This window comes from Pseudomonas sp. B3G-3 (assembly GCF_028640915.1).
Classification (GTDB): Bacteria; Pseudomonadota; Gammaproteobacteria; order Pseudomonadales; family Pseudomonadaceae; genus Aquipseudomonas; species Aquipseudomonas chlororaphis_I.
The window spans coordinates 1-310 of record NZ_JAQZAB010000033.1; the positions used below are offsets into that span (position 1 = coordinate 1).

The following is a 310-nucleotide window of genomic DNA, read 5'->3' on the forward strand; positions in this document are numbered from 1 at the left end:
CGCCATGCCGTCGGCCAGTTGGTTATCGGTGGTCATGACCAACGCACCGCTGCCAATTTCAGCCGAGCCGGCATGGGCGATAAAGGTGCTGTTGACGCTTTGCGTGCTGCTACCGACGCTGGCGGTAACCACACTGATGCCCGCGGTGGTGCTGGTCAGTGGCATCTCCACGATACCGGCGGCGTTGGTGGTACCCGACGCGGCAATAGTCGCACCGTTGGTGGCCACAAAGCCCACCGCCTGGTTGGCAACCGGGTTGCCATTGGCATCGGTCACCGTCACTTGCACGCTGTTGGTGTCAGTGTTGTTG

At 61.9% G+C, this 310-nt stretch carries 1 protein-coding gene; it reads right to left on the reverse strand.

Annotated elements, in window-relative coordinates:
* Window positions 1–310 (reverse strand): Ig-like domain-containing protein (locus tag PVZ80_RS00255; RefSeq protein ID WP_273863288.1); only part of this gene is annotated, 310 nt, incomplete at both ends.